Origin of the sequence: Cyclobacterium xiamenense, assembly GCF_900109255.1 — a bacterium.
GTDB lineage: Bacteria > Bacteroidota > Bacteroidia > Cytophagales > Cyclobacteriaceae > Cyclobacterium > Cyclobacterium xiamenense.
In genome coordinates this window covers 705,273-718,761 of the sequence record NZ_FNZH01000002.1, presented here as the reverse complement: position 1 = coordinate 718,761, position 13,489 = coordinate 705,273, and the positions used below count along the sequence as shown (strand labels likewise).

The window sequence follows — 13,489 nt, the reverse complement described above, 5'->3', positions numbered from 1 at the left end:
TACAGCAAGTCTAGTTTCGGCCGCTCAACGATCACCCAAAACGGGCTGCCCGGTGACGGAAGCTCCACTATGCCCTTCTCGGGAACGTAGCCAAAAAACCGTTTGTCAGCTTTTTACCCTACCCGCATTGGGGAATTGTGGACCCGACCCAAAGCCTGCTTTCACCCAACGCAGAAAATCCGTTCCCGGCTTCCGGTAGTTTACCGGATCATTCGCTGGGAAGCAAGGAAAGCACCAGTTGCTGTATCTTTGGATCGCTTTCGGGGCTGAGGGTAAAAAACACCTCGACTGTTTCTTGATCTCCTTCCATTGGAAAACTACCTCTGAGTTGGTTTTCCGGCTCCATGGTACCGATTTCCCGAATCGTACCCGCTTCTTCCAGCATGGCTTCGATATCCTTCCTGCGGTTTTCACGGGACCGATCCAGGAAGAAATTTTCCGCAAAAATTTCGCTCTCCAACTCCTGCCCTCCCTGCTGTATCCATTCGACCAACTGGGCCTGCCGATGGGCTAGAATGGCAGAAACGGGGAGTTGTCGGGGTTGCAGGGCGAGCGTTTCGAAAAGCAATTCCCCGATTTCTGCATAGGGCCAGGGGCTGGTATACGTGAGGTTGCCAAATGCCATTAGCCCCACCCCGTATTCGGGAAAAAATTGGTAATTGCTACCAAAACCCGGCAATGCCCCTCCGTGACCGACCTGTCGTAAACCATTGCAAAATTCGGTACTACGCAAGCCATACCCATAGCCGGAAAGCTGGGGACAGGGTTTGCCGCTGAAATTCGTACCGTTTGCATTCAAGCGCGCAAATTGGGGCGTTTGCATCGCCCGAACTGAGCTTCTACGGATGGGTCCGTTTTCCGCATCATTTCGGGGAGGCCAGGCGGATAGGTGGAAACCGACATACTTACTAAAGTCTTCGATAGAAGTAATCAATCCTCCCATCGCTCCGTACGAGCCATCATGTAACATGGGTTCCTGCTTCCAGCTTTCGTCTTCCCAGCGGTAACCGATGACCAGTTGCCCGGCAGGAACCCGGTCGTATTCCCAGTAGGTGTGCTCCATACCCAGCGGTACAAAAATATGTTGTCGAATATACTCCTGGTAAGACATACCCGATACCTGAGAGACGATTTTTCCCAACATTGCATAGCCCGTGTTGCTGTATTCATAGGTATAGGCGGGAACATTGGAAAAGGAAATGCCTTCGCTAACCAGGTCTTGCAAGTATTGGTCCGGCTCGTCCAGCTGCCGGTCTCCCCATGGATTGTCCTCCGGAAAGCCGGACGTCATGGTCAACAGGTTTTCGATGGTAATTGCCGGCGCATCCTTGCTGAGGTAGCGCATGGAGGCCATTTCGGGAATGTACCGGGATGCCGGGTCGGACAAGGACAAGCGGCCTTCCTCCATTAGTTTTAAAATAGCCATGGCCGTAAAACTCTTGGTCATGGAGGCAATCCGGAAAGCAGCGGAAGTCGATGCGGGAACGTTCTGCTCAATATTGATCAACCCGGTACTCCCTGAAATCAGCAACTCCTCATCCACCACCAGACCGTAGGCTACTCCCGGAATGTTTCGTTCCCGGGCATGGTTTTCGATAAGCTGCTGCAGCCTGGGCGCAATGCTTTGGATCTTTTCCTTGCGCTCGTCGCTAACGAATACGGGTGGCTGGTACGATTCGGAATAAGTGGATTCCGCCTGCAGCGGGGCAACATGTACTGATTCTTTGCTGCCGCAGGACCACAGCGTAGCGCTCAGGCAGGAATAAAGGAGAAATTGAGTTGTATTTTTCATAGGTTAGTGGATGGGGTTGGTTTACGCGTAATGGCATTAAAGTAGGTGCTGAAGAATCACTGCATACTACATCGATGCCCGCTCCTTGGAGAAGTAGTCGATGATAAGTAACGAAAGGCCAAAAACCGACAGGGCTAACCCAACGGCATGAAAATGGGTTTTTTTGCTCCAGACAAAGGCAGCGATCGTTGCGATGAAACAGGCAAAACTGATCGCCAGGGAAGTGGGGTACAGCACCCGGCCAACTCGCCCTCAGTCCTCTGCGGCTTTATGAATCGCATCCAGTAAGCTTCCTTCCTCCTTGGTGTCGTTGCCCAATTCCCAGAACATGATACCGCCCAGTCCCTTTTCCCGCACGTATTCGGTCTTGAGCCGCACAGAAACGGTATCGTCGTAGGAGACCATCAGGCTATCGTCCGGATTGTACATAAAAGGTGCTTTGGCGCGCTCATCCCAATACCGTTGAAAGCGGCTGTCCGGTTCGTACTGTTCCCGAATCTGATTGTAGGCCAACCAGCCGATATGGATTCCGCCAGCCAGCTGATACAGCCCGTTGTTTTCCGGCGGAACACCTTTCCACACCCTGCCGTAGAACGCACTTCCGATGACGATCTGCTTGGGATCAACCCCTTCATCTAGGAGGAAATTTACAATTTTTTCGGCCGAACGCGGATCAGGGTCTTTGCTGGCTCCCGATTGGTACAAGCTATCCAACCGGGCATGAAACGGTGTGCCCGCAATGGCTTCACTTTTCACATCCCCCAAGGGGGTATGATGCCCGGTGTACCTGGAGACACCGGATACCTGGTCATAAGTCATCACGTTGGTGTAATCTGCATAGTCCATGACCTCGTTCACCTCGATGTGGTCGTAGTAGCGCTTCCATCCCGCCGAGGCGAAGGTTAGCAATTTTGGTTCATCGAATTTGTCCAGCATCTCGCGCAGGCCTTTCATCAAAGCGGTGAAATTTTGCGTGTCTTCTTCCCGTGCCTTGGTACCGGCACCCGATATGCCCGGATACTCCCAGTCCATATCCATTCCATCCAGTTGATAGGCATCAATAAACGCGGCCGCACTTGCAATGAATTTTGACCGACTCGCTTCCGTCAGGGCCATGTCCGAAAATCCATCTGCACCCCAGCCTCCACAGGCAATCATTACCTTCAGATCGGGGTTCCGCTCCTTTTGTCGGACCAGCGCTTCTAATTTTGGACCCGCTTCCTCGGGATTGCTAAACTTCATTTCTCCATCTATCACATGGGTGAAGGAGTAAATAATATGGGTGAGCTTTTCGACGGGCAGCTCCTCCGGTTTGTAATCACGCTCTGGCACGTAGTAGGCCATCACCACTGGAGCGTTAGGAGTGGCATCGGCATTTGTAGCAGATTGTTGGTCTGACTCTTGCGAGCAGCCAACTAATAAAAGCAAGAGGTAGGTTTTCCAGTTAAATAGCATGGTTGTTAGTCTGAATATTTGGTAAGGGAATGTACGATCAATTTACTCCGCTGAAAAACCAAAATTATCACGAATACGGAAACAATACGCAAAAAATTCAAAAAACTAATCGGTGATGAGAAACAAGATGAATTTTCATTCGATAGAATTTAAATGGGACCAGTCCATTTTTTAACCTATTCCAACGCGTCCCATTCTTCTTTTGTCGCGGGGCCTTTTTGGTGCTCCAGCATCATTTTCCAGGTCCCCTCTTTTACCAAGAGCCCATCAAAATGGATGTAATACCCACCCTTTTCGCCATTCGCTTCGAAGGAATAGTAGAAAATTCCGCTCTCAAAGGCAGTAGCGGGATCGCCCATTCGTTTGCTAAATCGAAAGGCCACGGACGATTTGCGTAATCCGGCACGGGTATCCTCAATGTCTTTTTTCCAGCCGGCAAGGGCCTTCGTGATCGGGTACGCGAGTCCTCTCGGGTCGGACACCAAGACCGCCTTTTCATGAAACGTAGCTGCGTAGCCTTCAAAGTCACCCTCTTCGATGGTTCGAGACACTTCGTTCCAGAATGCGTCTAATTCGGCCAATCGGCTGGCATCTGGGGTGTTGCCAGCTTGTGAAAATACATTTAGTGTGCAGAATAGAAAAAAAACGGACAGGCCAGCTTTTACAGTCGTCATGGATGTAGGATTACGTGTTCTGTATGGATATTTTTTTAATCTTCAGAGAGTTGCAGGTTGACTTCCAAAATCGGTTTTACGGAACCGATGCAAGTACCCCGGTGGTAATACCACAATTTACTACTTCTTTTTGTTTTTTAGAAAGTTTTATTTTCCGGTCGTCAGCGCATGTTCATTTTTTTTGCGTTCTTCACACCATCCAACGGAGCTGGCTTCTCAAAACCCGCCTATTGATCTTCGTGTTTGTATTCCGGCTTTGCTCCCGAAACGAAAAAGCACATAAAATGAAAATTTTAGTAATTAATTGTGAACCATCGATTCCTTTGAAGCCTGCATTATCTTTTGCAAGAAATTGTATTATTCATTAGAAATACCGATTTTTAACAAGACCCGTTAGTTACAAAGAATCGTTCATTTCCTCCCTCGCCATGAAATACCTTGAATTGTTCCTACTTCTTTTCGTGTTTCTTGGATCGGGAATAGCCCCGTTGTACCCGGTGATCGGGATCGCGTATGTTCCCTCTCCCGTCGAAGGTATACGCACTCCGTTGACCGAGTATTTGGACAGCCAACGCTGTGGGCCGGGCCATCATTTGGGACACAAGTCGAAGTCAGCTTTTTACGACGTAAAATTGCGTTCTTTCGACTGCGAATACTATACGCAGGAGCTTGAAGAGCTGTACACGACCAATATCGACGATTTCGAGACCGTCGCCTACATCCTGGAGCAACTTAAATCGCTAGGCTGTTTGGAAACGGACCCGACGTTGAAAATGATCCAGGCGCAGTACGACTTGCTACAAGCGGCCATCAAACCCGAGGCTGAACGAGATCCGCTATCGAACAGCGAGGTGGATCAGGCAATACAGGAAGGCAACTATCACGAAGCTATTCGTCTCTTGAACGTGGCTATGGACGGGGAAACGGATGGGTTTAAAAAGGGAATGTATTCTTTCCAGATCGCTTCTATCCAATACAAGGAATTGGGACTTTTCGAGCAGGCACGCAACAATGCCCGGCGGGCTGCTGAATTGGCAAGCGACTTTGGCAAAACGTACTTACTCCTGGGGGATATTTATTTAAAAATGAGCAGGAATTGTGGCGAGAGCTGGCAGGAAAGCCTGGCAGTTCTCGCTGCAATTGAAAAATACGAACATGCACGGAACATCGATACCAGCGTGGTAATTGAAGCCAACCGACGCATCTTGAACCTAATGGGAAGCTTACCTCTGAGAGAGGATGGCTTCCGGCGTTCCGTTAATCCGGGTGATAAGGTTTTTGTACGTTGCGGCATCGATGAAACCATCACAATTCGCTTTCAATAATTCCTGGTGTCCTTTGTTTACGTTATCATCTTTTCTCGTTCCTAACTAAGAACACGAGAAGTTGCTTTTCTAGGAGCGCGGCAAATCTAAAATGGAACAACTTAGGTTATGTAATTCGAAATTCCGAGGAAACAGATTTTGCGCACCATTTGATTGCTTTCGGTAAAAAAAATCGGGCCAGCAACTGCCACATCGACCCTGCATTTGAATTTCATAAAAAGTCCTTACCTACCAAATAAATATCCTATACGTATGAAAAATTCAAATGAATCGTGTATCATTATCGAATAATACCGGGTGAAATACCCGCGATTGACTAACTATAGATCTGCCGTACCCGACATGAATAAATCGACTTGTATTGCATTACTGATCGTATTTTCCGGTTGCTGGCAAACAAAGCCGGCAACGTCGCTCCCTTCCCGGCCCAATATTCTGATCATCCTGATCGATGATCTGGGCAAGGAATGGATCAGCCATTATGGTGCAGCGGATATTTCCACGCCGGCCATTGATGCCCTGGCCAAAAGCGGCATTACCTTTAGTAATGCGTATGCCATGCCCCAATGCACGCCCACACGGGTCAGCTTATTGACCGGTCAGTATCCCTTCAGGCACGGTTGGGTAAATCACTGGGACGTTCCCCGATGGGGTGGAGGAGCCCATTTTGACGAAACACGCTATCCCTCACTGGGAAAGGAAATGAAAAAAGCAGGCTACGCTACCTGCATTGCCGGCAAGTGGCAAATCGATGATTTCCGGGTGGAACCCGATGCGCTCACAAAAAACGGGTTTGATGCCTATTGCATGTGGACGGGCTACGAATCGGGAGTAGCCGCAAGCGCCAATAGGTACCAGGACCCCTACCTGTACACAAAAGCAGGCAGTAAAACCCATACCGGAGCGTTTGGACCCGATGTGTTTAAACGATTCATTATCGATTTTATCCACAAAAACAAAGACAACCCCATGTTCATTTACTATCCCATGGTTCTCACCCACACCCCCTTCGTGAACACTCCCGATAGCAATGAAGCAGACAATCTGGGGAAGCACAAAGCCATGGTAGCCTATACCGATCGGATTACAGGCGAACTGGTAAAAGCGCTGGAAGATGCGGGGATCCGGGACAACACCCTCATTATCTGGACAACAGACAATGGTACTACCGGCGCAATTACCGGAACTCGAAATGGGTTTTCCGTAAAAGGTGGTAAGTCGAAAACCATCGAATCCGGCATCAATGTGCCTTTTCTGGTAAGCTGGCCCAAAAAAATTTCCGCAAATAGGGTTTCAGACGCGCTGATTGACTTTACGGATATTTTCCCTACCTGCCTGGAACTGGCAGGCATTCCCGAAAAGAAACAGCGGGATTCGGAGAATGAGCGATTTGAGATCGATGGCTTCTCCTTTCGGGATGTTTTGATCCACGGGGACCAATCTTCCCAGCGAAACTGGATTTTAGCCATGGGAGGCGGAAACAATGCCGCGCTTACAGAAAACGGCGTGGAAAATCAATACCTCTTTCGCGACCGCGTCGTACGAAACAAACAGTACAAGTTGTACATCAATTCGAAACGGGAACCTGAAAAATTTATCGATTTACTAGCCGACCCGATGGAAACCACCAACTTACTCGACAGCCTGCATACCGAAGAAAGAAAGCGGCATTTCAAGCAGCTCCGTGAAATCATTCCTACCTTCCCAGAAAAGGATAGCGACCCAGATTACCTCCCAAACCCCAGCCAACCCTGGGATGTACCGATCACCGAACAAAGTCAGGTATGGAAAAAGCAATAACCCAGACGGAAACGGACCCGAAACCGCTTGACAGCGTCCGCAGGAAGGACAATCCATAAACGAAAAAAACAATGAAAAAAGCACTCCATTCACGGAAACAGCCCCAAAAAATACGCTCGCTTTTTGAGCGGTACCTGCTGATTTCTCCCCTGGCTTTGCTGTTTTTTGCCTGTGGAGACCCGGCTTCCTCCCGACTCAGCCTGCCAGCCCTGTCGGGAGAAATACAGGTTGACGGGCGAATAGACGAAAAAACCTGGGAACGCGCCTGGATTCTCGAGGGATTGATTTCCCCCTGGCCCGAGGAAAAAAATAATGACCAAACCACATTCAGAGCCTTTGTCTCTCCAACCCATTTCAATTTTTCTTTTGAGGTCCGGGACAATTCCCTGACAACGGTAGCCTTTCAAAACGAAGCATCCGTGGAACAGGAAGATCGGGTGGAACTGTTTTTTTCGGGCGATACTACCCTCGCAAGGTACTATTGCATCGAAATCGACCCGAATGGAAACGTGCTCGATTATTCTGCGGCTTATTACCGCGAGTTTGACCCGACCTGGGATTTTACCAGCAAAGAACTGGCTGCCAGGATCACCGATACCGGATACCTTGTTGAGGGCAAAATCTCCCTGGACGAACTGAGCGAACTGGGGATTTCCTTCCCCTTTTACCTTGGAATCTTTCGAGCCGACTTCAAACCTGCGCCCGACGAAGCGGTTACTTGGTTTTCCTGGAAAAAACCAAACAGCTCAACGCCCGATTTTCACATCCCTTCAGCTTTTGGAGAAACGGTTCGAATGGAGTAAATTTCCTGCATGAGAACGATATTCCTTGCACTCGTTGCCGGCTGTCTCGCTTGCGCCTGCCAAACGGCAACCACCGACGCGGACCGGCCGCTACAAGCTCCCCGGGGATACCTGAATGAAACCCTTCTGAATATCGCGTATGGATTGGGTAGCTTAGACTTGATCGAGTCCACTCCGGCAGTGCCGGAGAACCTGGAAGCGTTCACGGACATCCCCTACAAAACCATCGACGGGCTGGAGCTGCAGCTTGATATCTACCGGAAAAACGGCTTGCAGGAACCGGCGCCCACCCTGATTTTTGTGCACGGCGGTGCCTGGAAAAAGGGCAAGCGGCAGGATTACCTCCCTTACCTGATCGATTATGCTGAAAAGGGCTACGTTACCGCCACCCTCTCCTACCGACTTTCTGGCGTAGCAACGTTTCCTGCCGCCGCACAGGATGTAAACTGCGGCATTAAGTGGATCAAACAACATGCGGACGCGTACGGCGTTGATCCCGATCGGTTGGCGCTCATTGGCGGTTCTGCAGGCGGGCATCTTTCCCTTTTGCTTGGCTACGGAGGTGAGGAGCCTTTGTTTAACCGGGATTGCGAGCAGGGCCCAGACAGCAGGGTGAAAGCGATTGTGGATTTATACGGCCCGGTAGATCTGACAACTCCCTACGCTATTTCCACCGAACAGGTGCAACGTTTTATGGGAAGCAGCTACGAGCAGGATCCGGAGATGTATCGGCTGGCATCGCCTCGTACCTTTATCACTGCCGATGATCCGCCAACGCTTATTTTTCAAGGGACCATCGACTCCCTGGTACCGGTAAGCCAGTCGGATTCCTTGCAGCGTTGGCTGCAGCAAGCCGGGGTACCAAACGAGTACCACCGGCTAAAAGGCTGGCCGCATACCATGGATAGGGCGCGGGAGGTAAATGACTACTGTCAGTTTTACATCGACCGTTTTTTAGAACGATACCTGTAGTCCGCAAAGCGATGGTTTGATGTGCTGCGTTGCTACCATTGACGACATTGGCACCAATGCAACACGTTCCCGTCACTGCGAGGGGGCTAATCGGACCCCAATCGTATTTCACCAATCGCCCCAGCACCCGCGGCAGTCTGTAGGAAGATGTGCACAGCAGCCGTTTTTAACGGCACTTTTTCGTAGTACTGAGTCTACGCTCCGAATCAGATTGCTCCCTTTTCAGGCTGAGCCTGCCGAAGCCCGCAGGCTCAGGGACCAATGGCGCTCGCAATGACGGTCAGTACCAACTCCGCTCAGGGACCGGACGGACCAGGGAGGCAAAATCAAATCTTCTCAAACACCTTCCGAAAACTACAGGCAGCAGCCAACCTGCCATGCAGCTCAGCAATCGCTACCCGCTCCTGCTCCGTACTGTCCCGGTCCCGGATGGTGACGGTGTCGTCTTCCAACGTCTGGTGGTCTACGGCGATGCAGAAGGGCGTTCCGATCAAATCCTGCCGCGCATACCGCTTGCCTATAGAAGCCGCCTCCTCGTAAATAATATTGAAATCGTACTTCAGCTGCTCAAAGATGGCCTTGCCTTTTTCCGGTAAGCCGTCTTTTTTGGTCAAGGGTAGGATGGCCGCTTTTACCGGTGCCAGGGCTGGGTGAAACTTGAGGTATACCCTGCTTTTATCTCCAATTTGCTCTTCCGTATAGGCATTGCAGAGTGTCATTAAAAACAAGCGGTCTGCCCCAATAGAAGTCTCAATCACGTAGGGAATGTAGTTCTGGTTCACCTCGGGATCAAAGTATTGCTGCTTCTTTTTGCTGTATTCCTGGTGTGCCTTTAGGTCAAAGTCGGTACGGGAATGAATGCCCTCCACTTCCTTAAAGCCAAAGGGAAATTGGTATTCGATGTCCAGGGCGGCGTTGGCATAATGGGCCAGCTTGTCGTGGTCGTGCCGACGGATTTTTTCTTCTGGTATCCCCAGCGCCAGGTGCCATTTTACCCGGGTATCTGCCCACTGCTTGTACCAGTCCAGTTCTGTACCGGGCCGTACAAAATACTGCATTTCCATTTGCTCAAACTCCCGCATGCGGAATATAAACTGCCGGGCTACAATTTCGTTTCGGAAAGCCTTTCCAATCTGTGCGATCCCAAAAGGCACTTTCATGCGGGCAGTCTTCTGCACGTTTAGGAAATTGACAAAAATGCCCTGAGCCGTCTCCGGCCGAAGGTAAATCGTAGATGCATCCTCGGCAACAGAACCCACCTGGGTGGAAAACATCAGGTTAAACTGCCGAATTTCGGTCCAGTTGGCCGTACCACTCAGGGGACAGGTAATGCCCTCGTTGATCATCAGGTCGCGCAAGGCGGAAAAATCGGCTGCATCCAGCAATTTCCCCATGGCAGCAAGCAATTCTCTGGCTCGCTCTACTTCTCCAGCCTGCTCGTACTGGGCCGCTTTCTCTTCGATCAACACATCCGCACGGTACCGCTTTTTGCTGTCCTTGTTGTCCACCATGGGATCGTTGAAGCTATCCACGTGACCGGAGGCTTTCCAGGTGGTGGGATGCATAAAAATGGCCGCATCCAACCCTACAATATTATCGTGCAGGCGGGTCATGGACTCCCACCACAGGCGTTTGAGATTGTTTTTCAATTCTACGCCATAGGGGCCGTAATCGTATACTGCCTGAAGTCCATCGTAAATTTCGGAAGATGGGTACACAAACCCATACTCTTTGGCATGGGCGATGATATCTTTGAGCAGATTGCTTTCCTGAGGTTGTGCTGATTTTGCCATGGGCGCAAAATTAAGCAAAAACCCATAGTGTACAAGGTTTTTACAGATCTCCCTGCATCAGGTAGGCACGGATATCGGCAATGTCCTGCGCCATCAGTCCCATTTCTGCCGGTTTGGGCATCAGACTCACCGGCACCTGCCGCTTTTCGGCTACCTCGGAGGCGGGGATTACGAAACGCTGCCCCTGGCTGTCAAGTACCGTGACCACCGGACCGTTGGACTGCAGCAGCCCGTACAGCGCAGCGCCATTTTTCAGGCGAATCAACCAGGATTCGGAACCAAACCCAATGGCTGCATCGGGCTGTACGATGGCGTTCACCAGGGTGGGTGCATCCATTTTTTGGCGAATACCGCTTAGATAAGGACCTATTTCATTCCCGGAATCACCAATTCGGTGACAGGCCAGACAGTTTCTGGCAGCCAGGACCTTTCCATTTGTCACATCGCCCGCTAGCTGGTTGATACCTGCCTCGTCCAAATGCTGTTCGGTTCCAAACAGCCTGGTCAATAGGCTCCTTACAGCCAGACGACCTTCCGTGGACCATTCCTCGGGTAATAGCGTCTTCAGGGAATCCGCTAAACTGCCTTTGACGGCTAAAAATGCCAGGTGCAATCGCCCCTCCGGGCTTTCTACCAGCCTGTTCAGGGCTTCCTGCTGCGCTGCCGTAGTCCCCAGACTATCACTTAGCTGGTCTAGCGCAACGAGGAGCTCGGGCTGAGGGGCAGGTAAGTTATCCAAAGGTGGTTCCCAATCCTCCAAAAAGTCCTGCCATTCGTTGTATTTCCTAAACTGCAACCACCAATCCGCTTGCTCGGCAAGGATCCCCTCTCCTTCCGCTAGCCTCAAAAAGGTTTCTACCGCTTCGTTATGTGGAACAAAGGCCAGCGTCTCCAGCGCCTGAAGGCGTTCCTCCGGGCTTAGCGATTCGCTGTGTACCCGGTGTATCAACGCTGGAATGGCGGCTTCGGGATGCAGCTCCCAAATCAGCGAGGCCTGAGCCGCGCTCCATGCCAGCGGGTCGGTATTTTTCCACTCTCGCTCAAATACCTCATCGGCCCGATCGCTAAAGGCAATCCCCAGAGCATAGCGGTACCAAGGGTCGGTTCCGTCAAATCCGTCAATCAACTGGCTATATAGGGGGGCTGTTTTCTCGTAGTCCAGTTTGCGCAAAAGTAACGCCCATTCCCTCCTCACCAGGGGATGGGCTTCGGAAATAAGCGTCGCCGCTTCTCCCAGCAAGGCCTCGGGAGCAACCGCCGCCATGGCCCGAAGGCTTGTCAAAGCCAATTCCGGATTCTTGTCCCGAAGCAAAGGCCGCACTTTTTCCAGGCCAGGCGCACCCATTTCCGCAAGTAGCCAAATTGCCCGGGCCTGGTAAAAGGGATTGACATGATCCAGCAGGGGCTCCAGCTGGGGAATTACCGCAGCGCCTTGCTCCCGTAAAAGCTGAGCAGCACGGGCCCGTACATGCACCGCTGGATTGCAAAGGGCCGCCACCTGACCGGAAATGGTGCCAAAATCAATCGAAGGGCTGGCATAGTTCCGGCCTTTTTTGGTTATGCGGTAAATCTTTCCCTCCCCTCCCTTGTCGCGCATCTGATGCCCTCCGACAATGGGGTCGTACCAGTCGGCCACAAAAAGGGACCCATCCGTTCCCAGACTGGCATCGCTGGGACGAAACCACTTGCTGGTATCCGCCTCCACCTGATGCCAAATATATCCCTCATTGTCTGTGTCAACAGAAGCAATGAAGTTCTGCCTATTGGCCAGGGAATAGCCGGAGCCCTCCGGCCTGGGATGGTAGCCAAAAATAATGTTTCTTCCCGCATCGGCAGCGAGCAACAAACCCCGGTATGCTTCTCCCAATTCATCTCCTTCGATGCGCAGCATTCCGGTTGGAGAGCCTGCCCCGTACACATCCCCCGAGGGCAAGACTCCTGGGTCGTGTTGGTGCCAGTGTGCTTCGGCGATGGTCTGACCGGGCCGGCGGTCGGCTTGCCAGGTACGGTCTCCCTTTTCGCTGAAAAAACCAGCATTGCCCCCCTCCATCAGCCAGGTGGTGCGGCATGAGGCGGTCTGATCGTCGTTATCGCTTTGCCACATGTTGCCGTAGGAGTCCACAAATACTTCGTAGGCATTGCGGAAATTATGGGCCATCACTTCCATTCCGGTACCGTCGGGATTGATTCGAATGATCAACCCACCGGTATAAACCTTCCCGTCGTCACTTACCTGGGCCGGCACATTCTCTGTACTGTAGGGGGTGTATTCGTTGTACACGCTTCCGGAGCGCAAGGTCCAGCCTTCTTTGTCTTCCACCTGGTGTGGTCCGGCATTGCCGGCAATAAAATACCATTTGCCATCCGGTCCCAATTGCCCGGCATGCAAGCCGTGGTCGTGGTCCTTTCCCCCAAAACCCGTTAAAAACACCTCTTTGCTGTCCGGCAGGTCATCCCCGTCGGTATCGGTGTATACGATTACATGCGGCGAACAAGATACCACCACCTGGTTGCCCACCACGGCGATGCCTAGCGGACTGCGTAAATCTTCGTCTTGTACAAATACCTGCGAAGTGTCTGCCTTTCCATCTCCATCCCGGTCTTCCAGGATGACAACCCGGTCGCCCGCCTCCCGCACCAGGTGACCGTCGGCATTGCGAAAATCGCGGTAATTGACAGCCTCGGTAAGCCATACCCTTCCTTTTGCGTCAACATCCATGTTGGTGGGATTGTGAAAGAGCGGGCTACTGGCCCACAGACTCACTTCCAGTTCCTCCGGTACATACAAAAGTGGCGCCTCCTGATTCCGGTTGCCAGTCCCGCAGGAGAGCAGGGCGAAAAAAAGAGACAGGGATAGTAGGCGGTAGGTTTTCAT

At 51.4% G+C, this 13,489-nt stretch carries 9 protein-coding genes; 4 read left to right on the top strand and 5 right to left on the bottom strand.

The window, feature by feature from the left end:
• Positions 1-208: 208 nt before the first annotated feature.
• The 3 genes from BMW71_RS07780 to BMW71_RS07770 all read right to left on the bottom strand — a co-directional run bounded on the left by BMW71_RS07780 (position 209) and on the right by BMW71_RS07770 (position 3,921).
• Complete coding sequence (locus tag BMW71_RS07780) at positions 209-1,792, bottom strand: serine hydrolase domain-containing protein (RefSeq protein ID WP_092171746.1); 1,584 nt, start codon at positions 1,790-1,792, stop codon at positions 209-211.
• A 252-nt stretch (positions 1,793-2,044) separates the two neighbouring features.
• Positions 2,045-3,247 (bottom strand): glycoside hydrolase family 18 protein, encoded by a 1,203-nt coding sequence (locus BMW71_RS07775; RefSeq protein WP_092171743.1) that lies wholly within the window; start codon positions 3,245-3,247, stop codon positions 2,045-2,047.
• A gap of 176 nt (positions 3,248-3,423) precedes the next feature.
• Positions 3,424-3,921, bottom strand: a complete 498-nt coding sequence (locus BMW71_RS07770) for a nuclear transport factor 2 family protein (RefSeq protein WP_143057576.1) — start codon at positions 3,919-3,921, stop codon at positions 3,424-3,426.
• A 428-nt stretch (positions 3,922-4,349) separates the two neighbouring features.
• Between BMW71_RS07770 and BMW71_RS07760 the strand changes: the two genes are divergently transcribed.
• From BMW71_RS07760 to BMW71_RS07745, 4 genes are all read left to right on the top strand, one after another.
• Complete coding sequence (locus tag BMW71_RS07760; protein WP_092171735.1) at positions 4,350-5,246, top strand: tetratricopeptide repeat protein; 897 nt, start codon at positions 4,350-4,352, stop codon at positions 5,244-5,246.
• 312 nt (positions 5,247-5,558) lie between these two features.
• Positions 5,559-7,046 carry a sulfatase family protein gene (locus tag BMW71_RS07755; protein ID WP_244891113.1) on the top strand — a complete coding sequence of 496 codons (1,488 nt, stop codon included), beginning with the start codon at positions 5,559-5,561 and terminating at the stop codon, positions 7,044-7,046.
• 71 nt (positions 7,047-7,117) lie between these two features.
• Complete coding sequence (locus BMW71_RS07750; protein ID WP_092171729.1) at positions 7,118-7,849, top strand: sugar-binding protein; 732 nt, start codon at positions 7,118-7,120, stop codon at positions 7,847-7,849.
• 9 nt (positions 7,850-7,858) lie between these two features.
• The gene (locus BMW71_RS07745; RefSeq protein WP_092171727.1) at positions 7,859-8,821 is read left to right on the top strand and encodes an alpha/beta hydrolase; all 963 of its coding nucleotides are present in this window, start codon (positions 7,859-7,861) and stop codon (positions 8,819-8,821) included.
• A 326-nt stretch (positions 8,822-9,147) separates the two neighbouring features.
• Here the strand turns inward: BMW71_RS07745 and BMW71_RS07740 are convergent, their stop codons facing one another.
• Both BMW71_RS07740 and BMW71_RS07735 read right to left on the bottom strand, forming a co-directional pair.
• Complete coding sequence (locus tag BMW71_RS07740; protein ID WP_092171724.1) at positions 9,148-10,614, bottom strand: glycine--tRNA ligase; 1,467 nt, start codon at positions 10,612-10,614, stop codon at positions 9,148-9,150.
• A gap of 40 nt (positions 10,615-10,654) precedes the next feature.
• Positions 10,655-13,489 (bottom strand): PVC-type heme-binding CxxCH protein, encoded by a 2,835-nt coding sequence (locus BMW71_RS07735; protein ID WP_092171721.1) that lies wholly within the window; start codon positions 13,487-13,489, stop codon positions 10,655-10,657.

What these genes read in the sequence shown, in the direction of transcription:
- BMW71_RS07780 (WP_092171746.1), bottom strand. Translation starts at nt 1,792, where the DNA reads ATGAAAAATACAACTCAATTTCTCCTTTATTCCTGCCTGAGCGCTACG.
- BMW71_RS07775 (WP_092171743.1), bottom strand. Translation starts at nt 3,247, where the DNA reads ATGCTATTTAACTGGAAAACCTACCTCTTGCTTTTATTAGTTGGCTGC.
- BMW71_RS07770 (WP_143057576.1), bottom strand. Translation starts at nt 3,921, where the DNA reads ATGACGACTGTAAAAGCTGGCCTGTCCGTTTTTTTTCTATTCTGCACA.
- BMW71_RS07760 (WP_092171735.1), top strand. Translation starts at nt 4,350, where the DNA reads ATGAAATACCTTGAATTGTTCCTACTTCTTTTCGTGTTTCTTGGATCG.
- BMW71_RS07750 (WP_092171729.1), top strand. Translation starts at nt 7,118, where the DNA reads ATGAAAAAAGCACTCCATTCACGGAAACAGCCCCAAAAAATACGCTCG.
- BMW71_RS07745 (WP_092171727.1), top strand. Translation starts at nt 7,859, where the DNA reads ATGAGAACGATATTCCTTGCACTCGTTGCCGGCTGTCTCGCTTGCGCC.
- BMW71_RS07740 (WP_092171724.1), bottom strand. Translation starts at nt 10,614, where the DNA reads ATGGCAAAATCAGCACAACCTCAGGAAAGCAATCTGCTCAAAGATATC.
- BMW71_RS07735 (WP_092171721.1), bottom strand. Translation starts at nt 13,489, where the DNA reads ATGAAAACCTACCGCCTACTATCCCTGTCTCTTTTTTTCGCCCTGCTC.